This window comes from Pauljensenia hongkongensis, from assembly GCF_001746855.1.
Taxonomy (GTDB): Bacteria; Actinomycetota; Actinomycetes; order Actinomycetales; family Actinomycetaceae; genus Pauljensenia; species Pauljensenia hongkongensis.
Genome location: NZ_CP017298.1, coordinates 1507465 through 1508140, shown reverse-complemented (window position 1 = coordinate 1508140; position 676 = coordinate 1507465). Strand labels below are relative to the sequence as shown.

Annotated in this window: 1 protein-coding gene; it reads left to right on the top strand. The window is 76.5% G+C overall.

Features of this window, described 5'->3' with window-relative positions; all coding sequences use genetic code 11:
- A partial coding sequence (locus BH719_RS06210; RefSeq protein WP_009743956.1) for an ABC transporter ATP-binding protein occupies positions 1 to 676 on the top strand: 676 nt, incomplete at both ends.

Sequence of the window (676 nt, the reverse complement as noted above, 5' to 3'; positions counted from 1 at the left end):
GCCACGCCGGCCGCCTCGCCTGGGCCCTCGACGGCGTCGACCTGCGGATCGAGCCCGGCGAGCGCGTCCTCGTCCTCGGGCCGTCCGGGTCCGGCAAGTCCACCCTCATGGCCGGGCTGGCCGGGCTCCTGGGCGGCGAGGACGAGGGCGAGGCGAAGGGGGGCCTCGTCGTCGACGGGGCCGCCCCCGCGGACCTGCGGGGCCGCATCGGGCTCGTGATGCAGGACCCCGAGGCCCAGGTGGTCCTCGCCCGCGTCGGCGACGACGTGGCCTTCGGCATGGAGAACCTGGGCGTCCCCCGCGAGGAGATATGGCCGCGCGTCAGTGCCGCCACCGGCGCGGTCGGCCTCGACGCCGCCCCCGACCACCCCACCACCGCCCTGTCGGGCGGCCAGAAGCAGCGGCTCGCCCTCGCCTCGGTCCTCGCCATGGGGCCCCGCCTCCTCCTGCTCGACGAGCCCACCGCCAACCTGGACCCGGTGGGCGTCGCCGGGGTGCGCGGCGCGGTCGAGAGGGTCCTCGACGAGTCGGGGGCCACCCTGGTGGTCATCGAGCACCGCGTCGACATCTGGGCGGACCTGGTCGACCGCGTCGTGGTGGTCCTGGACGGCGCGATCGCCGCCGACGGCCCCATCGACGAGGTGCTGGCCTCCCAGGCCCGTACTCTGCGGGAAAG